Origin of the sequence: Sphingopyxis sp. (assembly GCF_025869345.1) — a bacterium.
Taxonomy (GTDB): domain Bacteria; phylum Pseudomonadota; class Alphaproteobacteria; order Sphingomonadales; family Sphingomonadaceae; genus Sphingopyxis.
The window spans coordinates 47,958-70,883 of sequence record NZ_JAOZVW010000138.1; the positions used below are offsets into that span (position 1 = coordinate 47,958).

The following is a 22,926-nucleotide window of genomic DNA, read 5'->3' on the forward strand; positions in this document are numbered from 1 at the left end:
ATGCCCGTGTCTTTCTCGATGCTTCCGCCATTGCTTTCACCATGCGCCGGATATCCGCTTGCTGCGGTGCTTCCGGCTGCCCCTGAACGCGAGGCATAGGTCCGTCGCGACCCACTGGTCAATAGTTGCCGCCATCATTGCCGATTTGACAATGATCGGAAGCAATATTACCGACCGGACGGTAACAAAAGATTTGAACGCTCTTTCCGGATCTGAACCGGGCGTTACAGATGGTCATCGGGAGGGAAATTATGGCGCTTTCAAAGATGCGTAGCTCGTCGTCGGTCGCGGCCCTGCTGTTCGCGCTGGTTGCGAATCAGGCGGCGGCGCAGGATGCGGTCTCGGCGGAGGAGGGCGAAGCCGCCGGCACGAACGAGATCATCGTCACCGCGCAGAAGCGCAGCGAAGGCATCAACAGCGTGCCGCTGTCGATCACCGCGGTGTCGGGCGACGACCTGCAGGCGCAGGGCGTGACCGACGTCGCAGGGCTGGCGAAAGTGACTCCCGGCTTCAACGCGATCAACAGCGGTTTCGGCACGCCCGTCTATTTCCTGCGCGGCATCGGCTTCTTCGACAGCAGCCTTGCTGCGAAGCCCACAGTGACCGTCTACACCGACGAAGTGCCGATCCCCTATTCGGTGATGACCGCGGGCGCCTCTTTCGATTTGGAACGCGTCGAGGTGCTGAAGGGGCCACAGGGCACCTTGTTCGGGTCGAACGCCACCGGCGGCGCGATCAACTATATCGCCGCCAAGCCGACCTGGTCGCCGGAGGCGGGGCTGGCGCTCTCCTTTGGCCGCTTCAACCGCTTCAGTGCCGAAGGCTATGCCAGCGGGCCGCTGTCGGAGACGCTCGCCGCGCGCATCTCGCTGCGCCACGAAGGCGGCGGCGACTGGCAGAAAAGCTATACCCGCGACGCGAGCCTCGGCCAGCGGGCCTTCACGCAGGGGCGCGTCCAGCTCGCCTTCCGGCCCGTCGATACGGTGCGCCTGAACCTGATGGTCAATGCCTATCAGGACCATGGCGACACGCAGGCGCCGCAGTTCATTGCACCCTTCCAGCAATCGGCAGGCTTCTTCGACCCGCGCCTGCCGACCTATCCGGTCGCGCCGGAGGACAATCGTGCCGCCGACTGGGGCACCAGCTATCCGCTGAAAAAGGACAATTGGCAGGTGCAGGCGGCGCTGCGCGGCGAAGTCGACCTCAGCGACGACATCACGCTCACCTCGATTTCGGCCTATACGCGCTTCAAGGAAGCCTATGGCCAGGAGTCCGACGGCACGACGCTGCGGCTGACCGACGTGTTCCTCGAAGGCGACATCAAGTCGTTCAGCCAGGAACTGCGACTGGCCGGCTCGCTGCTGGGCGACGGCACATGGATCGTCGGCGGCAATTATGAATGGGGCAAGACGCACGAGCTTCTGACTCAGCGGCTCAACGACCAGTCTTCGGCGCATGTGTTCGACCGCTTCGGCTTTCCGTCGATCGACCTGGTGCCGCAGCTCGGCGACACGAAATATCGCAGCTATGCGGCCTTTGCCGACGTCAGCGTGCCGATCGTCGACACGCTGACGCTCATCGGCGGCATCCGCTACACCGACACCAAGGTCGATTTCGGGGGATGCACGCTGAGCGCCGGAAATGGCACCTACGCGCGCGGTTTCGAGCTGATCTTCGGTTTGCCGTCGGGGACGATTCCGCTGGGCGGCTGCGTCACCTTCGACGACGCCGGACGTCCGGGCAAATTCACGGGAAGCCTGCCGGAGGACAATGTGTCGTGGCGCGGCGTGCTGCAGTGGAAACCGGCGAACGGCCAGCTCGTCTATGCCAGCGTCAGCCGGGGCTACAAGAGCGGCTCGTTCGCGACGCTCGCGGGCAATCGCTTCGCTCAGTACAAGCCCGTCCGGCAGGAACAGGTCACGGCCTATGAAATCGGCTTCAAGTCGGCGCTGCTCGATCGCCGGGTGCAGCTCAACGGTGCGCTATTCTATTACGACTATCTCGACAAGCAGTTGAAGGGGCGCACGATCGTTCCGGTCTTCGGTCCGCTCGAGGCGCTGGTCAATGTGCCCAAATCGCGGATCAAGGGCGCCGAGCTGCAGCTTATCGTCACGCCGGTCGACGGGCTGCGTGCCAACCTCGGCGCGACCTATATCGATAGCAAGGTAACGCGCTCCTTCTCCAACTATACGGCGTTCGGGGCAGTCACCGACTTCAACGGTTTCCGCTTCCCCTACACGCCGAAATGGCAGCTCAACGCAGATCTGGAATATCGCTGGGATGTCGGCGGGTCGAAGGAAGCCTTCGTCGGCGCGAACTATACGTACCGCAGTTCGACCTATGGCGATTTCAAGCCCGATACGCGTCTCGCCATCGACGACTATGGTCTGCTCGACCTGCGCGCGGGCATTGGGCATGTTGACGGGAAGTGGACAGCGAGCCTCTATGCGCAGAACGTCACCAACGAATATTACTGGAACACCGCGGCGCGGCGCGGCGATGCGGTGATCCGCTTCACCGGCATGCCGGTAACCTATGGCCTGAACGTGGCTTTCAAGTTCAGATAGGCCTCGTACGGCAACTTTCGCTAAATGGTGGCCGAGAGCGGACTATCCGCTTTCGGCCAGAATTGCCTAAAGTGCATCCCGTCCGTCAACGCGGTACAATCGCGCATGTTCTTCCTCATAACCTGCGAAGCTGTCCTTCATGATCGCCTGGTTGAGCAGCATCGTCGCCAGCAGCCGGTCCTCGCCAGGGCGATAGACGCGGGTTCTGATCCACAGGCTTTCAGTCCGACGGCTACCGGTCAGCGCAATCGCCTCGCGCTCGATCTCATAGGATTCGCCAACGAACAGAGGGCCGTCGTGGAGTCGTATCTCCTGATCGGCGAACAGGCCGACGACCGGCCCGCGACGATAGAAGGATTCGCCGCCCCAGGCGTGGTTGAGGAGGACGCTGATCATCTCTACCGGGATGATCGCTCGGCTGTGCGGCGACGCGCCTGCGCTTTCCTCGGCATAATAAGGCGAGGCTTCGGTTATGACGCCGAGTTTCTGGCGCAGTGTGAAGGGATAGAGGTCGCCCATATGCTGGTCGAAGCCCACCGCGACCCGGCGGCGCGGCGTTTTCGTGCCGATCACGACGTCTTCGAGGATCACCGGCTGCTCAAGCGCGGGAAGCTCTGCAAGCCGCCGGTCGAGCGCGCTTTCGGGATGGTCCGGTCCGACCGAACAGGTGCCGCGCAGCACTTCGGTGCCGTCCGCCTTCTCCATCCAGATTTCGGCGATCCTCTGACCGGGAACGACTCGCGCCATATGCGCGCGCACCTCTTCGCCTTCATAGACCGGGGCGCGATAATGGGCCGAGATGCAGCCCACATCGAGCCACCGTGGCCCCCATGCGGCGACCGCGAGCGGCGCGAATTGGCTGAAATGGGTCGGCCCTTCGATCGTGCCGCCCTTGAAGCCCAGCCTCTGCGCGGTCGCGTCATCGTGGATCGAGCTGTGATGATCATAGGATTGGTCGGCGAGCATCTGGCGCGGCGCGCGCCACGGCCCGCTGAGGCTTTCCCCCTCCGAGATCGCGGTTTCGGGGAAGGGAGATGGCGGTGAGGCAGTCATGGGCGGTTCCTTTCGAGATGGCGCAAAAGAAACGCCGCCGTCGTGTCGAGTGCCGTGCGGCTTTCGGGGCTGGCCATCTGCGCCGGATAGGCTTGAAAGGCGTGCGGCATCCCTTCGTAAAGGTCGAGGATCGCGTGCTGCCCCGCATCGGCGAGCGCGCGGTGGAGGCGCACGAAATTGCTGAGGAAAATCTCGCGCGTGCCGCCCTGGATCAGCGTCGGCGGAAAGCCGCGCGCGAAATCGGCATAGACGGGCGAGACGAGCGGATTGCGATGCTCGGCGGCGTCGGCATAGGCGAGCGCGGCGTTGGTGAGGTGCCGGTCGTAGCGGAAGCTGACATCGGCCGCCGCCAGCGTCGCATAGCTGTCTCCCACGGCGCCGATGTCCGACCAGGGGGACCAGAGGACGAGCGCTTCGGGCAAGGCCAGCCCGAGGTAGCGCAGTTTGAGCGTCGCGGCGACGGCGAGCGCGCCGCCCGCCGAATCGCCATAAAGCGCGACCGGTCCGCGCCCGGTTTCCCCCAAGTCGCGCAGCACCGCGACCACCTGATCGAGCGCAACCGGCCAGCGCGCCGCCGGGGCCAGCGCATAATCGATCGCGATCGCCGGCATATTGGTGCGCCGGACGATCGGCAGCACCGACGTCAGCCGCGCCTTCGCGCTATAGAGCGTATAGGCGCCGCCATGCACATAGACGATCGCGCCGCGCGCCGGCCTCGCGGTTGCCGGATGCACCTCGATCACCGGCACCCCCGCAATCATGCCTTCGAAGACGCGCCCGGGAAAATCCCGGAGCGCGTCGGCCGTGGCTTGCAGCATCGGCGCATCGACCAGCTGCTGCCGCTGCGCCCAGCCGGCGAGGTCGTCCGGCGCGGGTGTTTCGGGCGTCCGCGCCGGGTCGGGCGCCGCGGCATAATAGACCTGCCACGACGCCGACACCGTATTGGGCGGCCCAATCATCAATAACGGAACCCCAGAGCGATGCCGTACCGACGCGGTTCGAGCGTGAAGATGTTGGTGAACAATCCCGACGAGGCGTCGGTCACATATTGGCCGGTGATCGCGTCATTATCGAGCAGGTTCTGGACGAAGGCGCGGGCGAACCAGCGATCGTCGGGGCCGTTGAGCTGCACCTGCGCGTTGAGGACATCATAGCTCCGCACCCGGTCGATCGGGCGGTTGAAGACGCGCGAATAGGCGTCGCCGGTCAACGAATAATCGACGCGGAACACCGCGTTCATCCCGCTGCTGCCGATGTCGGCCGTGTACTGCGCGCCGAGCGAGACCTTGTATTTGGGCGAGTTGGGAAGCTGGTTGCCGCTGACATCGACGGGAATGCCGTCGATCAGCTTCGCCGTCGCGACATTGGGATCGAGCTGGATCGGCAGCGGCCCCGGCCCCACTCCGAGCAGCGCGCTGAGTCCCGCCGACGGGTTGGCCGCCGCCGCAGCGAGCGCGCTGCACATCGAGAAGGCGCCCGTCGCCGCGGTGCCGGGGACCACCACCGGCGCCTTCAGCCCGAGCCCGGCGTTGACCGCCGTGACGAAGGCGTTGGCAAGCGCGCCATTGCCCGCCGCGGCCGGGGCAACGACGCAATTGGCGCCGCCCGCCAGATCCTTGACGATCACCGCGTCGGACCGCCCGCCGCTGGGATCGCGCGGATCGATCAATTGCAGCCTGCCAACCTTGGTGTGCAGATAGCTGGCGTTGAGGTTGAATTGCAGCGAGCGCGTCGGCGCGAGCACGAACTCGCCCTCGACGCCATAGACCTTGGCATCGACATTGTCGTTGAAGGCGGTCCGCGCGATGATCCGGCTGATCTGCAGGCCCTTATAGTCGTAGTAGAAGGCCGAAAGATTGGCGCGGAAATGGCCGCCAAGGAAGCTGTTCTTGGTGCCGATTTCGAACGCGTTCAGCACCTCGGGGTGATAGACTGCGGGCGCCGAGACGATGCTGGGGTTGAACGCCGGATTGATCCCGCCCGATTTATAACCGCGCGAGAAGGAGGCGTAGACGAGCGTCTTGTCGGTGAAGCTCAGCACCGGATTCCAGTCGAGCACGACGCGGCCGGTAAGCTTGCCGAAGGTCGCTTCGCTCTCGCGATAGGGCTGATTTCCGGCGAGGCTCGAATCGGCGTCGAAATTCGCGGCATTCGGCGCCGCGAACGCATCCTCCGTTCCATATGGGATGGTGAAGTTGAACAGCATCGACCGGTCGCGGACGAATTTCCTGTCGTGCGAATAGCGCAGCCCGCCGGTCAGCTTCAGCGTGTCGGAAAGATCGAAATAGGCTTCGCCGAACGCGCCCCAGGATTTCAGACGGTAGAGATTGGTTTCGACATTGGCGAAGGGCGATGCCGTCGCCCCCGCGCCGCCAGTCTGGATCGCGCCGACCACCGCAGTGCCATAGTCGAGCCCCGACGAGGCGACGAAATAATCGCCGTCGGCCTTGTTGTCGACATAGATGCCGCCGAGCAGGAAATTGAACGGACCGTCGAAGTCGGAATCGAGATGCGCCTCGATCGAATATTGGCGGTTCTTGGCGCGTGATTCGTCATATTCGGCGCCCTGCGGCGAGCAGCGGTTGATGTTGCCGTCGATATAGCCGGTGTAGTTGCGACCCACCTCCGACACACAGAGATTGTCGCCCTGAAACAGATGCGACACGGCGTTGGCGAACAGCGGGGTCGGGAAATTGCGCATCGCGAAAATGCCCGAACCCGGCCCGGTCGCGAGCGGGTTCTGGACCGCCAGATTATAGTCGGTGCGCGAGGTGACCTTGTTGCGCGTATAGCCGCCGGTCAGGTTCAGCGTCACCGCCCCGAACTCATGCGCGAGCTTGCCCATCAGTTGCAGCTCGTCGGCGCGATAGGTCGGCTCATAATCGCTGTTGACGGTGCGCAGATCGGCGGGATTGACCGCGCCCGAGAAGCTGTCGGTGCCATAGACGCTGCCAAGACCAACCGAGGCGACCGCCGCGCTGCCGCTGATGATGCGGAAGAACTCGCTCGACGAGAGCGTGGTGCCGAGCGTCGCATTATTGTTCACCGTCTCGTTGGCGAGACGGTCGGGCAGGCAGCCGAGTACGCCGGTCGGGTCGCGGTGGCAAAGCTGTTTCTGGATGCGCGAGCGGTTCGAATTCTCGCGGAAATAATAGCCCATCAGGTCGAGCGTCGTGGCGTCGGTGGGCTGCCAGCGCAGCGAGCCGCGCATCGCATATTGGTCGCGCCCGTCGATCCGGTTGCCGGTATAGAGGTTGCGCGTATAGCCATCGCGCTTGAGCCACGTGCCCGCGACGCGGATGCCGAGCGTGTCGGTCAGCGGCACGTTGACCATCCCTTCAGCGCGGCGCGTATCGTAATTGCCATATTGCAGCGTCGCCGAGGCGCCGAAATCCGACAGGTTTGGCTTGGCGGTGACGAAGTTGATCACGCCGCCGGTCGCGTTGCGGCCGAACAGCGTGCCCTGCGGCCCGCGCAGCACCTCGACGCGTTCGAGGTCGAAATAGTCGGTTTCGAACAGGCGCGTCGTCACCAGCGGCATTTCGTTGACCGCGATGCCTATCGAGGTATCGCCGCTCGTCGCGACCGCTGCGTCGCCGACGCCGCGGATCGTGAAATTGGAGCTCGCGAAATTGCTCTTGGTGAAGGTGACGCTGGGAATCGAGAGTTGCAGATCGGACGTCGACCGGATCTGCTGCTTTTCGAGCGAGTCGGCGTCGAAGGCGGTGATCGCGATCGGGACATTCTGAAGACTTTCGGACCGGCGCTGCGCGGTCACCACGATGTCGCCGGTCGTGGCGTCCTCAGCGGCGGGCGCTTCGCCCTGCTGCGCGTGCGCTGCGTGCGTGATGGCGAGCGATGAGGCTCCGGTCGCCAGAATCAGGGCGAATCGGCCGAATGGACGCATATGTCTTCCCTCCCATGCGCCGGCGGTTCGCTTGTGCCGGCTTCGTTGATTTTCCATGGTGCGCTCTGGCATGGCGGTCACCGGGTGACTGTTCTCGGGGAGACATTTGGGAATGAGCGTGCATCGGGACCTCGAAGCAGTGCTGGAGAATGGAGCCTGGTTCGGCGCGCTTCCGGCCGATATCCGCGCAGACATGCTCGCCGCCGGCACCCTCCGCACCATCGCAGCCGGCCAATATCTCTACGAAGAAGAGGAGGAGCCGAGCGGCCTTCACGGCGTCATTTCCGGCAGCCTGCACGTGATCGGCCTGTCACCCGACGGCAATGCGGTCACGCTGGGGATTATCCGGCCCGGCGACTGGACGGGCTTTCTCGGCTGCATCGACGGCCTGCCGCACGCCTATTCGGGGATCGCGCGCGAGGAGACGCGCGTCCTTTCGATCCGTCCGCGCGACGTGATCCGGATCTTCGAACGCAACGTTCCGACCTTTCGCCTGCTGATCGCGCCCGACCTCGCGATCCGGCGCAAGCTCGGGCGCTATATCGTCGACGATGTCGTGCTGCCGCTGGCGCAGCGCGTCGCCGCGCGGCTCGGCGATCTCGGCCGCTCGCCCTATGATTATCCGGTGGGGCCGATCGCGCCGCTCCGCAACATCAGCCAGGAGGAACTGGCGATGTCGGTCGCCGCGACCCGTCCCCGGATCAACGAAATATTGCGCGACTTCGCGGCCAAAGGCCTGATCGAGCTCGGCTATGGCCGGATCACCGTGATCGACCCCGTCGCGCTCGACCGCTTCGCGCGCGACGGCTGAGCGGCAATTGTTCCCCGGAGGACAGGATCGGCCGGGCTTCGCTGCTATCGATGCGCGATCGGATGAGAGGAGTCCCACGCCATGATCAAAGCAGCCGTCCTTGCAACAATCCTGCTCGCGACGCCCGCCACGGCAAGCCCCGCGGCGCCATTGCCAGCCGTCAGCAGCGCCGATTTCGCTGCCACACCGACCGTCCTCGCCAACGGCGCGCGCGGCGAGCTGGTGACGTTCGAGAGTCGCTCGCCCGCCGACTGGGGGCCCGCGATGCACGGCGACGCCGGCCCGGCGGTGCGTCTCAACGCCCAATTTTTCCGGCCGGCCGCAAAAAAGGGACGCGTCGCGGCCGTGATCATGACGCCGGGCAGCGGAAACCTCGGCACCCATCATCTGGCGGAGGCGTCGGCGCTGGTCTCAAAGGGTCTCGCGGTGCTGCTGATCGACCCGTTTCGCGGGCGGGGCATCACCGACACGATCGCGGACCAGGGGCGGCTCACCTGGCCGGCGAGCGCCTATGACGTGCTGGCGGCCGCCCGATATCTGCGCACCCGCGCCGATGTCGATCCCGCGCGGATCGGCGCGCTGGGCGGCAGCCGCGGCGGGACGGCAGTGATGATGGCGGCGGCGGCGCCCTTTTCGGATGCGATCCTCGGCAAGGGCAAGGGCCTTCGCGCCGTCGTCGCGGGTTATCCCTGGTGCGGAACGCAATTCCGCAGCGCGCGGCTGGCCGAGGGTGCGTCGCTGCTCCTGCTGCAAGGCGACCGCGACGACTGGGTGTCGGTTCAGCAATGTCAGGATGCCATACATGCGATGATCGTGGCAGGGCAGGACGCAACGATGCGGATCGTCGCCGGCGCCGGCCACGCGTTCGACCGCGCCGACGTGCCATCGCCGACGCGCATTCCGGATGCGGTGACGTCGACGATCTTTCCCACCGTCTACATGGATGATGCAGGGGTCTATTTCGACCTCGCCACCGGCCAGCCGAACCCGGCGCTGCGGCCCGAGGATTTCACCGGCTACGTCGTGTCGGGTGGCTTCCTCCGCAAGGGCGTGACGATCGGCAGCCGGCCGGGCGACGCCGACCGGTTTGTGAAGGATATGACCGATTTTCTTGCGACGGCGCTCGACTGACCGGATGTCCAGGGTCGGCAAGAATAGTGAAAGGAGAACGACATGAAAACAGCATATGCGATTTTCATTACGGGAACCGGGGCTCTCTCTCTGGCTGCTTGCTCCTCGGTACCGCGTAACACTGGTACAAGCTATGAATGCAATCGGGGAACGCGATTGTAGGTCGACTATGTCGGAGAGGGGGCGATCGTGCGGGTCAATGGCGGACGGACAATGGTGCTCAAATCCAGCCCCGCCAATCGCGGGCAGATTTATGAGAACAAGACTGGCGTGCGTCTGCAACGCAATGGCAATGTCGTGACGTGGAACACCGCCCCGCGTTCGGCGCCGGAAAGCTGCAGGGTCATCAATACACCACTCTAACGGATTGGGGACGGCTGACACTTTGCGAACGCTTATGTCCGCTTCTCACGATCTGTGCCTGCAAGCGGCCATTCAGCAAACGGCCACTAGCACCATTCCGCACGTTATGATGGTCTGCCGAGAAAATGGGCGACGCGGTCGGCGCCGGGACTCCAGTTGATCCCCTGCGCCGCGATCCAGTCTTCGTCATAATAGGTGCAGCCATAGCGGTCGCCGGCATCGCAGAGCAGCGTCACAATGCTGCCGTGCTCCCCCGCGCGTTCCATGTCCTCGGCCAGATGCAGGCACGCCCAGATATTGGTGCCCGTCGATCCGCCGACGCGCCGGCCGAGCCGATCGGAGAGCGCGCGCATCGCGCCGATGCTGTCGGCGTCGCTGACCGCGATCATCCGGTCGATCACGCCGGGGAGGAAGCTTGGCTCGACCCGCGCCCGCCCGATTCCCTCGATCCGAGACATATGGCTGCTGCGCAGCGTCACCTGGCTGCGGTCGGCATGGTGGCGGTGAAAGATCGACTGCTCGGGATCGGCGACGCACAGTCGGCTTGGGTGCCGCTGGTAACGGATATAGCGGCCGATCGTCGCCGACGTACCGCCGGTTCCCGCGCCGCAGACGATCCAGGCCGGCACCGGATATTCCTCCTCGGCCATCTGGGCGAAGATGCTTTCGGCGATATTATTGTTGCCGCGCCAGTCGGTCGCGCGCTCGGCATAGGTGAATTGGTCGAGATAATGGCCGCCGGTTTCGTGCGCCAGCCGCTGCGCGACAGCATAGACGGTGCCAGGGTCGTCGACCATGTGGATTTCGCCGCCGTGAAAGCGGATCGCATCGAGCTTGGGCTGCGCCGTCGCCGCCGGAACGACGGCGATGAAGCGAAGACCGAGCATCTTGGCAAAATAGGCTTCGCTGACGGCGGTCGAACCCGACGAGGCTTCAATAACGCATGTGTCTGGCCCGATCCATTCGTTGCACAGCGCATAGAGGAACAGCGAGCGCGCGAGCCGATGCTTGAGGCTGCCGGTGGGGTGCGAGCTTTCATCCTTGAGATAGAGAGTGATGCCCGGATGGCGATCGAGGTCGAGGCGGATCAGATGCGTATCGGCCGACCGGTTGAAATCGGCTTCGATGCGGCGCACCGCATTCGCGACCCATCGGCGTCGATCGCTCACGCGAGGCCCCGGCGCGCCAGCATCGCAGCGTTATCGGGCGCGCGGCCGCGGAAGGCGCGGAAACTCTCCGCGGCAGAGCGCGTCGCGCCGCGCGACAGGATTTCTTCACGCAAGGCATCGCCGGTGGCGCGGTCGACGAGGCCCGCCTCGACGAACTTGCCGAACCCGTCGGCGGACAGGACCTCGGCCCATAAATAACTGTAATAGCCCGCGGCATAGCCGCCCGCGAAGATATGGGCGAAGGCATGCGGGAAACGGTGCCACGCGGGCGGGCGGATCACCGCGATCTCGTCGCGGACCGCCCCGATGACCGCCATGGGATCCGAACCGAGCGTGCCGAGGTGGAGGATCAGGTCGAACATCGCGAACTCGATCTGACGCAGGACGGCGAGGCCCGACTGGAAGTTGCGCGCCGCGAGCATCGCGGCGAAAAGCTCCGCCGGGAGCGGCTCGCCGGTGTCGAGGTGCCCCGACATGCTCGTGAGTATGTCGCGGTCCCAGGCGAAATCTTCCATCAGCTGGCTGGGAAGCTCGACCGCGTCCCATTCGAACCCGTTGACCCCGGCGACGCTGGGCCGGTTCACGCGGGTGAACAGCAGGTGGAGGCAGTGACCCGTCTCGTGGAGCAGCGTCTGAACGTCGCCGTGCGAAAGAAGCGACGGATCGCCGCCGCCACGGGGCGCGAAGTTGCAGGTGAGATAGGCGACCGGATGGCTGACGATATTGCCGCTGCGCAGCCGCGGCCGCGCCTCGGCCATCCACGCGCCGCCCTTCTTGCCGGCGCGCGCATGGAGGTCGATATACAGTCCGGCAAAGACCAGGCCGTCCTCGCCGACGACGTCATAGAAGGTAGCATCGGTGTGCCAGAGATCGACGTCGTCCCGCGCGCGCAGGCGAATGCCGAACAGACGATGGAGAAGTGCCTGCCATCCCTCGATCACCTTTTCTACCGGGAAGAAGCGGCGGACCGCCTGCTCGTCGACCGCGTAGCGCGCGGCGCGAAGGCGATTGCCGACGAAGCCCATATCCCAGGGCTGCATATCGTCGATGCCCAGATCGGACGCGGCGAAGGCGCGCATCTCCGCGAGGTCGCGTTCCGCCGAAGGCCTGGCGCGCGCGGCGAGGTCGCGAAGGAAAGCAAGGATTTCGCCGCTGTCCGCCGCCATTTTCGTGGCGAGCGACCAGGCGACGGGATCGGAAAAGCCGAGCAGGCCGGCCGCCTCGCGCCGCAGTTCGAGGATTCGCGCCATTCGCGGGCCATTGTCATACTCCCCGGCATGTGGGCCCTGATCCGACGCCCGGGTGCCAAAGGCCGTATAGAGCGTCTGTCGCAGGTCGCGATTCTCGGCGAACGTCAGGACCGCATCGACGCTCGGCATCTGGAGCGTGATGAGCCAGCCATCGAGGCCCTTCGCGGACGCCGCGGCACGGAACATGGCCTTTGCCGCATCGGGAAGACCCGCCAGTTCGCTTTCGTCGGTGATCTGTTTCGACCAGGCGTCGGTTGCGTCGACGACGGCGCTGCCGAAGGCGGTCGAGAGCTGCGAGAGCTCGACCGAGATATCGGCGAACCGGGCGCGGGCGTCCGTATCGAGCGCGACACCTGCCAGTCTGCAGTCGCGAAGCCTGCGTTCGATCGCCACGCGGTCGGCCAGGTCCAGCGTTGCGAACCCGGGGGTTTTCGCCATGGCGGTCAGCAGGTCGAAATAGGCGCGGTTCTGCAGCGCCCGTGTCGTCGCCTCGACGATGCGTGCGCGCGCCATGTCGTGCGCCGCACGCAATTCAGGGTTGTCGGCGACCGACTTCAGATGGGAGACCGCCGACCATAGCGCATCGACGGCATTTTTCGCGCGCTCGACCGGCATCCATATATCATCGAAGCCAAGCGCCCGCCGATCGACGACTTGATCGGTCGCGGCCTGATACTCGGTTAGCGCGGCGTCGAGGGCAACCTCGATGGACGCGGGCGTGATCGCCGAAAAGGGCGGGAGCGAAAGGGGTTCGAGGATCGCATTCATTCCATTTCTCCTTGCTGGCCAGCACCTGTCCGAATAGAAACAGGTTATGCCGCCTTGCCGCTTCAGGCCACTCGACAGGCCCCTTAATTCTTTTCTATCCGGCGTCCATTCCGGGTTCGGTGCGATGGTCGCGACCCATGTCCAGCCTTGAAAACTGGCTCGACTGGACCGCCGCGACCGACGCCCGCCGGCTGGCGGAGTTGACCGCAGAAGATTCGCCGTCGACCGTCACCGAATGGGAAGCGGAACTTCGCGATCAACTCGGCTTTGCGGTGGCTTCGCACGGGGCCGGCGAGGCTATTATTTCCGCAGCTATCGATCGCATCGACCGCTTCCCCATCGAAATCGGCCGGCTCCGCTATGATGGTCCTGTCCTGGCCCTCGACAATGTCAGCCCAAATCTCTCAACCCTTCACGTCGCTGTGATTGTCAGCGGACGCGCCCAGCTCGTGCGGTTCCGCAAGGAAAAGATGATTGAAGCAGGCGAGCTGTGCGCCTTCATGTCGTATCTGGACCAGACTCAGATCATTCTTGACGGCCCGGCCGAACTTCTTGTCCTTTCACTTCCCTATATGTGGGTCGATGGCCGCGACGAGGGCAAGGGGGTGCTCGACTGGGGTGTGCCGGTCAAGAAGACCGGCAAGGTCGGCGCCATCCTGCGCACCGCGATCGTCGGCATGGTGGCGGAGCGTCCGTCCGCCGACGGGCATTACGTCTTTCCGCCGATCGTGCGCGATATCCTTTGCCAGGCGTTCCGCGAATCTTCCGCTGGCGAAGTCGACATCACGGCATATGAAGGGCGGATGCGGCGGCTGTTCCGCTGCCTTGCCAAACGCGCGGCCGACCCCGCGCTGACGCCCGCCGATGCCGCCGCCGACCTGCGATGCTCGGTCAGTATGCTGCACAAGACGTGCGCCCGCTACAATATCACCTTCGGCCGTTTGCTGCTGCACATGCGGCTGTCGCGCGCGAAAGTGGTGCTGGGGAATTCCGACCTCTCGATCGCCGAGGTCGCCTATCTGTGCGGGTTCAATGAACATTCGCATTTCAGTAAATGCTTCAAGGAGATGTTCGGCCTGTCGCCGAAGGACTACCGCCTCGGCCTTCATTAAGCCGTCCCGCCCACCGTCATCCCGTCGATCCGGACCGTAGGCTGCCCGACACCGACCGGCACATTCTGTCCCGCCTTGCCGCACATGCCGCTTCCGCCATCGATCGCCAGGTCGTTGCCGATCATCGCGATATGCTTCAGCGTTTCGGGACCGCTGCCGACCAGCGTCGCGCCCTTCACCGGTGCGGTCAGGCGGCCATTCTCGATGAGGTAGGCGTCGGTCGCCTGAAACACGAAGCGTCCGTTGGTGATGTCGACCTGGCCGCCCCCGACCCCGGCGACATAAAGGCCCGAGGCGACCGATCCGATGATCTCCGCAGGATCGTGCGAACCGCCGAGCATGAAGGTGTTGGTCATCCGCGGGATCGGCATCGCCGCATAGGATTCGCGGCGTCCGTTGCCGGTGGACCGCGTTCCTAGCAGATGCGCATTGTGCAGGTCGTGGAGGAATCCGGTTAATATGCCATCCTCGATCAGCGGCGTGCGCTCGGTCGGCTGGCCTTCGTCATCGATCGTCAGCGAGCCGTGGCTTCCCGCGATCATGCCGTCATCCACCACAGTAACGCCTTTCGCCGCGACGCGTTGACCGACGAGGCCGGCAAAGGCCGAGCTTCCCTTGCGCAGAAAATCGCCTTCGAGGCCGTGGCCGACCGCCTCATGAAGCAGGATTCCGGTCTCGCGCGGGCCGAGCACGACGGTCATCGGTCCCGAAGGGGCGGCGCGCGCATCGAGCTGTCGCAAGGCCCGGTCGACCGCCTTGCGGACTTGCGCTTGCACGCGTTCCCGGGTCAATTCCTCGAACGCCATCCGCCCGCCGTCGCCGACATGGGCTCGCGCCTTGCGGCCGTTCTGCTCGGCGAAGACGGTGATGTCGAGGCGGACGAGCGGGCGGGCGTCGGCATTGCGCGCGCCGTCGCTGCGCGCGATGAAGACGTGGTTCTGCTCGATCTGCAGCATGACCGTGACCTGGCTGACGCGGGGATCGGCCGCGCGCGCCAGCGCATCGACCCGTTTCAGCAGATTGACGCGTTCGTCGGCGGTGCTTTGCCCCAACGGATCGGCCATTGGATAGAGCGCGATCTGTCCATCGGACGCCTCGCTTCTCCCGGTGTTTCCCAGCGCGATGCGTGCGCTCCGGCCAGCGTGCCCGACCGCCCGCGTAGTGTCGGCGGCGCTCGCGAGGGCGGCGAGCGAAATATCGTCGGAATAGGAAAGTGCCGCATGTTCGCCGGCGATCGCGCGCAGACCGACGCCCTGACGGAAGCTGTGGCTGCCCGTGTTGATCTGACCTTCGTTCAGGCGCCACACTTCACGGCGCCTGGCCTGGAAATAAAGGTCGGCATAGTCGATCGACCGCGTCATCACGCCGCCCAGGATCGTGTCGAGATGGGACCGGTCGAGATTGTTGGCGGTCAGAAGGCCGGTTTCGACCTGGCTGTTACTGGGTGTCATCGTCATCTCCGTCCGCTCAGCGCCCGGCGACGCGCATCGCGCCGACCAGGATGGAACCGCTCGTTATCGATTGTTCGACATGCTCGTCGGCGCCGATCGCCACGATCTCGCGCATAAGATCGGGCAGCGACCCGGCGATCGTGACGCCTTCGACGGCGTGAGCGATTTCGCCGTTCACCACGCGCTGACCCGTCACCGCGAAGGAGCAATCGCCCGTCGTCCGCTCGGTGCCGCCACCGGCGATGTCGGTGACGAGCAAGCCGTTGCCGAGCTTGCGGAGCATGGCTTCGCGGGTGTCCGAAGGCCGCGTGTTATGGCCGACCAATCGCAGATTGGACATTCCGCCGGCATGTCCAGTCAGTGGCAGCCCCAGCCGCTGTGCCGAATAGCGTGAGAGGGCATAGCTTTGCAGCACGCCGCGGTGTACGAGGTCGCGGTCGACCGTCGCGACGCCCTCGGCATCGAACGCCCGGCTTGCGAGGCCGCGGGGGAGGAGCGGGCGCTCCTCGATCGAAACATGATCGGCGAAGATGCGCTCGCCAAGCTTGCCCGTGTAGAATCCATCGGACAGATATTGCGCCTCGCCGCTGATCGCGCCCATGACCGGATCGACGAGCGCCATCGCCAATATCCCCTCGAACAGGATCGGCATGTCGCCGGTCGGGATATCGCGCGCGTCGAGTTTGGCGAGCGCCCGCGCCCGCGCCGCCCGGCCGATGGTGTCCGGAGCGGGGAGGTCGTCGATGGCGCGCGCGGTGCGCGACCAGTTGGCGACCTGCATCCTGCCGTTCCGCTCTGCGATCACGCCGCAGTCGTAATAGTGGCTCGAACTCGGATAGCTCGCCATGAAGCCGCGCGACGTCGCAAAGCATAGCTGACGATGGAAGGCCGACGCGCGCGCGCCCTCGGCCTTGATCGCGGTCCCGGCCGGCAGGTCCTCGCCGTCGAGCGCCGCCGTCTCGATCCGGCGTGCGATTTCGAGTGCATCCTCGGCGGACGGCAGCCAGATATGGAACAGGTCAAGGTCGGGGATGTCGCGCGCCAGGAATGCGGCGTCCACCAGGCCGGCGCTCTCGTCGGGCGCCACATGCCGGGCGATCGCGCAGGCGGCTTCGATGGCGCTTTCGATCGCATCGGGCGTGAGTTCGCTGGTCATGCTCTCGGCGCGGCGGCCGTCGACGATCACCGAAATCCTGAGCTGCTTCGAGCGCCGGTGCTGCAATGTTTCAATCTCGCCGAGCCGGACGCCGACCGAAAGCTGGGTGCTCTCGATGACTTCGGCGGTCGCGTCGGCCGCGCCCGATATCTTGGCGCGATCGAGGGCGAGCGCTGCCGCATCCTCGAGTTGCGCGGGGGCGAGCAGGAAGGGGGTGTCGCTCATCGAACCGCACTCGATCCCGCGAGGTTCGCTGCGGCAATTTCCAGCATCAGCGCATCGTGCCGCGCCGCTTGATGGACGGGCAGGGCGTCGGAGACGGCCTGGTTGCGCATCTTCGCGCGCTCTTCGAGCGGATGGCTTTGCTGTGCGAACAGGCGGCGTCGCGCCTCGTCGTAACGCGCCCGCTCATCGCCTTTCACATCGGTCAGCGTCGGTGCCAGTTCCTCGGCGCGCCGATTGAGGTCGCGGACATGGTCGCGCAACTGCCGGCTATCTTCTTGCGTCCAGCCGACCTGCGCGTCGGCGCGGACCATGATCGCCTCGAACCAGCTTTGCGCCACATCGCTGACGACCCCTGGCGAGGTGTCGACGTCCCACGCGGCCGCCGAGATCGTCTCGAAAGCGGCGGCGGCGATGCGGTCGGCGGGGCGTGCCTTGCGCAGCATCGCCCGCATCTGCGGCCAGACCGCAAGGTCGACGTGTTCACCCGCGGCCAGTCGCCGGTGCAGCGCGATCAGCGCCTCGCAGGCGGTGATCGCCGCCGGCTCGTTCACCCAGCCTTGCAACGGGTCCGCATTACCGTCCCACGCCCGCACGACCCATCCGTGGACCGCGCGCCGCGCCGGCGCGCCCGGGGCGAGCGCCGCCAGCGGCGTTAGCAGATGAGCCTCCGCCGCTTCGAACGTCGCGCCCTGGCTGGGCAGGATCGCCACGACCAGGCGGACGAAAGCCTCGTCGAGGCCATGGTCGCTGGCGAAGATGTCCAGCCCCTCCCCGAAACGGAAGAGCGGATGGTCGCGATCCTTTTGCGTGATCGCCCGCGACAGTGCCGCGATCAGCTTTGATTTGCGGACGGCATCGCCGCCGAAGGCGCCGCTCATGCATCACCCAGCATATCTTCGATCGCGTCGGCGATCCGGCTGCGGGTCGGCGCACCGTTCACGGTCGCACGCTGTTCGCCGTCCTTGAACAAGAGCAGCGTGGGGATGGCGCGAATGCCGAAGCGGTCGCGGGTCTCCGGGCTGTTGTCGACATTGAGCTTTACGATCCGGACCTTCCCGTCATATTCGCGGGAAATGTCCTCAAGTGTCGGCAACAAGGCGCGGCATGGCCCGCACCAGTCGGCGTAGAAATCGAGAAGAACCGGAAGGTCGGAACCGAGAACTTCCTGCTCGAAATTGCTGTCATCGGCTTCGCTGAAATTCGCCATATTCTGGTTCCTTACGTCAACTGCTGTCGGTTCGTTGTTATTTGTGACGGTATTAGAGAGGGATTGCGGCGCTGTCTGGCAGCCCCGGAGCCCATTTTTTATACTTGAGTGTAATTGCGGTTCGAGCGACCCCGCCTGTTACGAGGCGGCCGTCCGGCCGGCGTCAGTCGTTGGCGAGCAGGGGAGACCTGAATGCCTGACCGTCGGCGAGGCGGACGACCTGATCGTGAAACTCGGCGATGGCGGGACGGTGCGCGACTGAAATCCAGGCGGCGCCGGGCATCGCTGCCGCAAGTGCACGGTAGAGTTCGGTTTCGAGATGAGCGTCGAGCGCGCTCGTCGCCTCGTCGAGAAAGAGAAAATCGGGCCGCATGAGGAGGACGCGCGCCGCGGCGATCCGCTGCTGTTCGCCCGGCGAGAGCACCTTGCCCCAGGCCATGTGCGTGTCCAGCATGTTGAGCAGGCGATCGAGCGAGAGGCGCTTCAGCACCGCCCGGTAGCTGCCGTCGTCATAGGCGGCGGCATCGGCGGGATAGCTCAACAGGGCGGCGAGGGTTCCTTCGGGCATATAGCTGCGCTGAGGGAGGAAGGCCATGCGGGCGCTGCGCGGAAGCGCAATCGTTCCGCTGCCGTGCGGCCACAGCCCGGCCATCGCGCGCAGCATCGTGCTTTTTCCGGCCCCGGATGCGCCCTGGACGAGAATGCGGTCGCCGCGCCGCACCGACAGGCTGCCGATATCGGTCATCAGATGACCATCGGGATAATGGATGCGAAGGTCGGCGATCACCAGTTCCTGGCCGCCATCGACGAGATGGATCTGCGAGGCTCGAGGTTCCGACAGCTCGGTTTCGAGAAGCTGGATGCGATTGCCGGCCGAGCGGACGCGCGCGATATCCTGATAGCCCGAAAAAAGAGAGGTGAGACCGGTCTGGAGACCGAGTTGGGCCGCGACAAAAAACTGCATCTCGCCGACGGTCATCTTCCCGGCCGCGACCAGCGGCACCACGAAGAGGATCGGGAAGACGCTGGACCAGAAGGCGGGAATGATCGTCACCAGCCCGACGAGCAGGCGGGCGATCGTATAGTGCCGCCAGTTCTCGCGGATCAGCCCGTACGAGCCCGTCATCCGGCCGAGTTCGCGGCGGCCGCCATTCTCGAACGCGATCGCTTCGCTGTTTTCACGGACGCGGGCGAGATCGTGACGGAAGCCGGCCTCGACACGCTGACGGACCAGCTCGGCGCGGGTCAGCCGGTTGCCCGTCTTGTGGATCGTGACGTTGAAGAAGATCGCAAACAGGATGGTGACGAAGAAAAGATAGCTCGGGATCGTCACGTCGAGCCCGATGCCCGTCAGCGGCAGCGAGGGCGACATTTCCCAGACCTTGGCGGTGAAGAGAATGATATAGGTGACCATATAGGTCAGCGACGGCAGGATATTGTCGACGATTTCCTGCGGGAAATTATAGCCGTCTTCCTGGATGCGCTGTTCGGGGTGATCGACCCGGCCCTCGGCTTCGAGATGATAGAAGCTGTTGTTCGACAGCCACTTTCCGAGAAACAGGAGAGTGAAGAAATTTCGCCAGCGGATCCGCAAGATCAGGCCGCTGAGCGCGTTGATCATATTCTGGACGATGTTGAGGACATAAAGGATCAGAAGCCAGGTCACGATCCCCCAGATCGCCGCGGCCTGCCGAGCGATCAGCGCGTCGGTCAGGTCCGCGCTTTTCGCGGCGATCTCGACCGAGATATAGCCGCCCACGATCCCGACGCCGACCTTGAGCGCGACGAAGATCGTCGCCATGACGGGGTCGGCGCGCAGATATCGCCCGAGCAGCCCTCCGATATATTTCAGGTCGTTCCAGAAGCGGTCCGAACGAAATTCGGGTGGCCGGTCGGTTTTGACGACCTGGGCGTCCTCGGGCGATACGGCATCCGTCATAATCTGCTCAGAAGGTGTGAGAGAGAACGATCTTGATGGTGCGCGGCGCCGCTCTCACGATGGTCCAGGCCGCGAGCGGTTCCGAAAAATTGAGTCGATCGAAGAGATTGTCGACCGTCAGGTTGATCCGTGTCTTGTCGATCTCATAGCCGATCATGGCGCTGACGCTGCGATAATCTTTCGGGAATGTTTCCACGCCGTCTAGACTCCCCGACAGAATATTGGTCTTGCTGCGATACTCCCCGCCAAGACCCAATTCGATCTGCTGGCCCGGCGCGATCCGGAATGCTTTGGTTACCCACAGATTGCCGACGAAATCGGTGCTGCCGGTGATCGGGTCGCCCATTTCATCGCGCGCGTGGGTATATGTCAGCCCGCCGATCAGGCTGAGGGTCGGCGTGATCTGCCCCGAAATCGACAGCTCGACGCCGCGGGCCCGCTCGCCCGGCGCCGGGATGACGAAGCCCGGATGGTCGGGGTCGGCGAGCGCGGTGTTCGAGGTTTTGTATTTGAACAGAGAGATGTTGACCGAAAGCCGGTCGTTGAAAAAGGCCGTCTTCACGCCGACTTCATATTGGGTGCGCATTTGCGACGGGATCAGATCGCCATTGAACTGGATCAGCGAAGGATCGGTCGGCGTGAAGGCTTGCTGATAGCTCGCATAGGTCGAAAGCCAGGGCGCGGCATCGAACACGATACCCCCGCTCGGGACCCATTTCGACTGCTTGACCGGTCGCTTGACGCCGGTGCGGACTGAAGTCGTGAAGGCATCGGACCAGGTGTTGCGAAGCGCTCCGACGAGATGGAGCGGCCCCCATTCCATCTGATCCTGGATCACGAGACCATATTGATCGGTGCCGCGGTCGGTCCGGTTCATCAGCGAGTTGGTCGGATCATAGTCATCGAAGCTCGGCAATGGCACGAGCGGCGCGATGGGCCCGCCGACGAAATAGAATGGCATGAAAGGCGAGTTCACGGAGAAGGTCTTGCCGCGCAGCCAGAGATAATCGAGCGCGACGATCGCCTGATGTTCGATCGGCCCCGTGTTGAACTTCGCATAGAGGTCGGCGAAGGTGCTGAACTGCTCGTCCGTCTGCACGATCGCGCTGCGGTTGATGCGGCCCGGCCCGCCGAAGCCCGGCGTCAGGCTGGCGATCTGCGCCGATCCCCTGTCCCACATATATTGTCCGCGGTCGCGGAACCGAAGGACGAAGCCATCGCTCGAGATGATGTCCTTCTCGATGCTGTAGGTGAGCTTCCTGACCGTCGCCTGGACGAACGTGTCGGGGCTGACGCCGAGCGCCGGCAGGACGCCCAGGTTGGCGGGGTTCCCCTGCGGATCGAGATCCCGATAATAATAGCGGTCGCGAAAGGCGGTGCGGACATTGCTGTAGGAAGCGGTGGCGTCGACCTTCCACCCATGGTCCCGATACCCCAGAATTCCGGTGATCTGGTAGACGTGCGGCGAATTGCCGCCGCCGGGGCGATGGTCGGCATAGTCGGCCAGTCCCACGGCGCGCCAGTAGATGCGATCGGACGCCGAAAGCTCGCCGCCGGTATCGAAGGAGCCGCGGATCTGGTCGCCGCTTCCGACCCCGAGGTCGATCCGCGTCGGACTGTTGCCGAGTGCGCGTTTGGGAACATAGTTGATGAGGCCGCCGCCGACTTCGGTTCCGGTCAGAATCGAGGCGGGCCCCTTCAGCACCTCGATCGCTTCGACGTCGATTGTCGATGTGCCGCCGCCGAAGGGACTGTTGCGAAGACCGTTGGTAAAGCTGACGCCCTGCGTATTCCCGCCGCGCATACGTGCATTGACGCCGAGGAAGCCCGAGTTGCCGTCGACGCTGAGCCCGGGAATGTTGCGCAGCGCGTCCTCCAGGCTGGTCGAGTTACGGCTGAGCAACACGTCTTCGGTAACCGAGTCGATCGTCGCCGGCGTCTCGCGTACTGACGTATCCGACCGTGTCAGCAGCTCGGAATCGGTGCGCTTATAGGCGGTCATCTGCGCGATGACGATAATTTCGGACTGATTGCCCTCGGCCTTCGCGATGCGGATTTCGCCAGCGCCGTTGTCGACGACGCGAAGGTCGGTGCCGATCAAAACCCTATCGAGCGCTTCGCGCAGCGTCAGATAGCCATTGACGCCATCGACGGGCCTGCGTTCGTTCGGGATATCGGAGAATGTTGCGCCACCGTGCGCCTGCGCGACAATTTGGCGTACGACCTGGCCGAGCGACCCGGCTGGCACGTCAAAATTATAACGAGCGGTCGACTGGGCGTAGGCCGATGGGGCGGCTAACGCCGAAACGATGGGCAGAAGAAATAGTCCGCGATGCATATAAATCCCCCAAGGATTGTCATCACATCTAGCTATCTATATAGATAGCAATGATTTTTTCGTGCAATAGCTTTGGCGATACCGCAACGGTGATGGGATTGTTTCCGAGGGTAAGCTAGGTGGATTTCAGAATGCCGTCTTGCTGGCTTGTGTAGTAATTCTTTAATCACAGTGTAATTTGTAACTCTTCGCAATCGCTCGCGAGGCGAGGCGGCGCGACGAGGCATGGACGCCGCCGCCTGTCTGTTTCGTGCACGAGGCGTCGCCTGCGGCGGACGTGCCGATCTTTCGCCGCCTGTTCCGCCGCCAGCCCGAATTCAACTGCGAGTTCCGCGGCCTGGTCATCGCCGCGAGCGATCTCGACCGGCCCAATCTGCGCGCCGATCCAGCATGTCGCGGCGTCGTTGGGGTTGGCGGTGTGCGCAAGCGGATGCTCGATGCCGACGGCACTAGCTTCAGCGAACGGCTCAATCGTGCCG

At 64.4% G+C, this 22,926-nt stretch carries 15 protein-coding genes; 4 read left to right on the forward strand and 11 right to left on the reverse strand.

Annotation, left to right across the window (positions count from 1 at the left end):
• Positions 1 to 251 precede the first annotated feature (251 nt).
• The gene (locus OJI97_RS14900; protein WP_297664744.1) at positions 252 to 2,567 is read left to right on the forward strand and encodes a TonB-dependent receptor; all 2,316 of its coding nucleotides are present in this window, start codon (positions 252 to 254) and stop codon (positions 2,565 to 2,567) included.
• Between the two features lie 66 nt (positions 2,568 to 2,633).
• Here OJI97_RS14900 and OJI97_RS14905 read toward each other — a convergent pair whose 3' ends face one another.
• Genes OJI97_RS14905 through OJI97_RS14915 form a run of 3 tightly spaced genes read right to left on the reverse strand, consistent with a single transcriptional unit; the run spans position 2,634 to position 7,527 of the window.
• On the reverse strand, positions 2,634 to 3,620 hold the full coding sequence (locus OJI97_RS14905) for a hypothetical protein (protein ID WP_297664746.1): 987 nt from the start codon (positions 3,618 to 3,620) through the stop codon (positions 2,634 to 2,636).
• On the reverse strand, positions 3,617 to 4,579 hold the full coding sequence (locus OJI97_RS14910; protein ID WP_297664748.1) for an alpha/beta hydrolase: 963 nt from the start codon (positions 4,577 to 4,579) through the stop codon (positions 3,617 to 3,619). The genes OJI97_RS14905 and OJI97_RS14910 overlap by 4 nt, the downstream gene beginning before the upstream one ends.
• Positions 4,579 to 7,527, reverse strand: a complete 2,949-nt coding sequence (locus tag OJI97_RS14915; protein WP_297664750.1) for a TonB-dependent receptor — start codon at positions 7,525 to 7,527, stop codon at positions 4,579 to 4,581. The genes OJI97_RS14910 and OJI97_RS14915 overlap by 1 nt, the downstream gene beginning before the upstream one ends.
• 112 nt (positions 7,528 to 7,639) lie before the next feature.
• On the opposite strand from OJI97_RS14915, the gene OJI97_RS14920 reads away from it, so the two are divergent.
• The gene (locus tag OJI97_RS14920) at positions 7,640 to 8,338 is read left to right on the forward strand and encodes a Crp/Fnr family transcriptional regulator (protein WP_297664752.1); all 699 of its coding nucleotides are present in this window, start codon (positions 7,640 to 7,642) and stop codon (positions 8,336 to 8,338) included.
• Positions 8,339 to 8,419: 81 nt separating this feature from the next.
• Positions 8,420 to 9,469 (forward strand): prolyl oligopeptidase family serine peptidase, encoded by a 1,050-nt coding sequence (locus OJI97_RS14925; protein ID WP_297664755.1) that lies wholly within the window; start codon positions 8,420 to 8,422, stop codon positions 9,467 to 9,469.
• A 467-nt stretch (positions 9,470 to 9,936) separates the two neighbouring features.
• Here OJI97_RS14925 and OJI97_RS14930 read toward each other — a convergent pair whose 3' ends face one another.
• Positions 9,937 to 11,001, reverse strand: a complete 1,065-nt coding sequence (locus OJI97_RS14930; protein WP_297664757.1) for a PLP-dependent cysteine synthase family protein — start codon at positions 10,999 to 11,001, stop codon at positions 9,937 to 9,939.
• Positions 10,998 to 13,019, reverse strand: a complete 2,022-nt coding sequence (locus tag OJI97_RS14935) for a M3 family metallopeptidase (RefSeq protein WP_297664758.1) — start codon at positions 13,017 to 13,019, stop codon at positions 10,998 to 11,000. The genes OJI97_RS14930 and OJI97_RS14935 overlap by 4 nt, the downstream gene beginning before the upstream one ends.
• Positions 13,020 to 13,156: 137 nt before the next feature.
• Between OJI97_RS14935 and OJI97_RS14940 the strand changes: the two genes are divergently transcribed.
• Entirely contained in the window at positions 13,157 to 14,131 is a 975-nt protein-coding gene (locus OJI97_RS14940; protein ID WP_297664760.1) for a helix-turn-helix transcriptional regulator, read from the forward strand.
• On the opposite strand, the gene tldD is transcribed toward OJI97_RS14940, so the two are convergent.
• The 6 genes from tldD to OJI97_RS14970 form a co-directional block, all read right to left on the reverse strand.
• The gene (gene tldD / locus OJI97_RS14945; RefSeq protein WP_297664762.1) at positions 14,128 to 15,582 is read right to left on the reverse strand and encodes a metalloprotease TldD; all 1,455 of its coding nucleotides are present in this window, start codon (positions 15,580 to 15,582) and stop codon (positions 14,128 to 14,130) included. The genes OJI97_RS14940 and tldD overlap by 4 nt on opposite strands.
• A 16-nt stretch (positions 15,583 to 15,598) precedes the next feature.
• Positions 15,599 to 16,963, reverse strand: coding sequence for a metallopeptidase TldD-related protein (locus OJI97_RS14950; protein ID WP_297664763.1), 1,365 nt, complete (start codon positions 16,961 to 16,963; stop codon positions 15,599 to 15,601).
• Positions 16,960 to 17,841, reverse strand: a complete 882-nt coding sequence (locus tag OJI97_RS14955) for a hypothetical protein (RefSeq protein WP_297664764.1) — start codon at positions 17,839 to 17,841, stop codon at positions 16,960 to 16,962. The genes OJI97_RS14950 and OJI97_RS14955 overlap by 4 nt, the downstream gene beginning before the upstream one ends.
• Positions 17,838 to 18,170: a thioredoxin gene (gene trxA / locus OJI97_RS14960; RefSeq protein WP_297664767.1), complete on the reverse strand. Its 333-nt coding sequence runs from the start codon at positions 18,168 to 18,170 to the stop codon at positions 17,838 to 17,840. Before trxA ends, OJI97_RS14955 begins: the two co-directional genes overlap by 4 nt.
• 163 nt (positions 18,171 to 18,333) lie before the next feature.
• On the reverse strand, positions 18,334 to 20,109 hold the full coding sequence (locus tag OJI97_RS14965) for an ABC transporter ATP-binding protein/permease (RefSeq protein ID WP_297664768.1): 1,776 nt from the start codon (positions 20,107 to 20,109) through the stop codon (positions 18,334 to 18,336).
• 7 nt (positions 20,110 to 20,116) lie between these two features.
• Positions 20,117 to 22,357 (reverse strand): TonB-dependent receptor, encoded by a 2,241-nt coding sequence (locus OJI97_RS14970; protein WP_297664770.1) that lies wholly within the window; start codon positions 22,355 to 22,357, stop codon positions 20,117 to 20,119.
• Between the last annotated feature and the right edge of the window lie 569 nt (positions 22,358 to 22,926).

Excerpts from the sequence above, each read along its gene's own strand:
- OJI97_RS14920 (WP_297664752.1), top strand. The coding sequence starts at position 7,640 with ATGAGCGTGCATCGGGACCTCGAAGCAGTGCTGGAGAATGGAGCCTGG.
- OJI97_RS14950 (WP_297664763.1), bottom strand. The coding sequence starts at position 16,963 with ATGAGCGACACCCCCTTCCTGCTCGCCCCCGCGCAACTCGAGGATGCG.
- OJI97_RS14955 (WP_297664764.1), bottom strand. The coding sequence starts at position 17,841 with ATGAGCGGCGCCTTCGGCGGCGATGCCGTCCGCAAATCAAAGCTGATC.
- OJI97_RS14900 (WP_297664744.1), top strand. The coding sequence starts at position 252 with ATGGCGCTTTCAAAGATGCGTAGCTCGTCGTCGGTCGCGGCCCTGCTG.
- OJI97_RS14935 (WP_297664758.1), bottom strand. The coding sequence starts at position 13,019 with ATGAATGCGATCCTCGAACCCCTTTCGCTCCCGCCCTTTTCGGCGATC.
- OJI97_RS14915 (WP_297664750.1), bottom strand. The coding sequence starts at position 7,527 with ATGCGTCCATTCGGCCGATTCGCCCTGATTCTGGCGACCGGAGCCTCA.
- OJI97_RS14910 (WP_297664748.1), bottom strand. The coding sequence starts at position 4,579 with ATGATTGGGCCGCCCAATACGGTGTCGGCGTCGTGGCAGGTCTATTAT.
- OJI97_RS14965 (WP_297664768.1), bottom strand. The coding sequence starts at position 20,109 with ATGACGGATGCCGTATCGCCCGAGGACGCCCAGGTCGTCAAAACCGAC.
- trxA (WP_297664767.1), bottom strand. The coding sequence starts at position 18,170 with ATGGCGAATTTCAGCGAAGCCGATGACAGCAATTTCGAGCAGGAAGTT.
- OJI97_RS14925 (WP_297664755.1), top strand. The coding sequence starts at position 8,420 with ATGATCAAAGCAGCCGTCCTTGCAACAATCCTGCTCGCGACGCCCGCC.
- tldD (WP_297664762.1), bottom strand. The coding sequence starts at position 15,582 with ATGACACCCAGTAACAGCCAGGTCGAAACCGGCCTTCTGACCGCCAAC.
- OJI97_RS14940 (WP_297664760.1), top strand. The coding sequence starts at position 13,157 with ATGTCCAGCCTTGAAAACTGGCTCGACTGGACCGCCGCGACCGACGCC.
- OJI97_RS14905 (WP_297664746.1), bottom strand. The coding sequence starts at position 3,620 with ATGACTGCCTCACCGCCATCTCCCTTCCCCGAAACCGCGATCTCGGAG.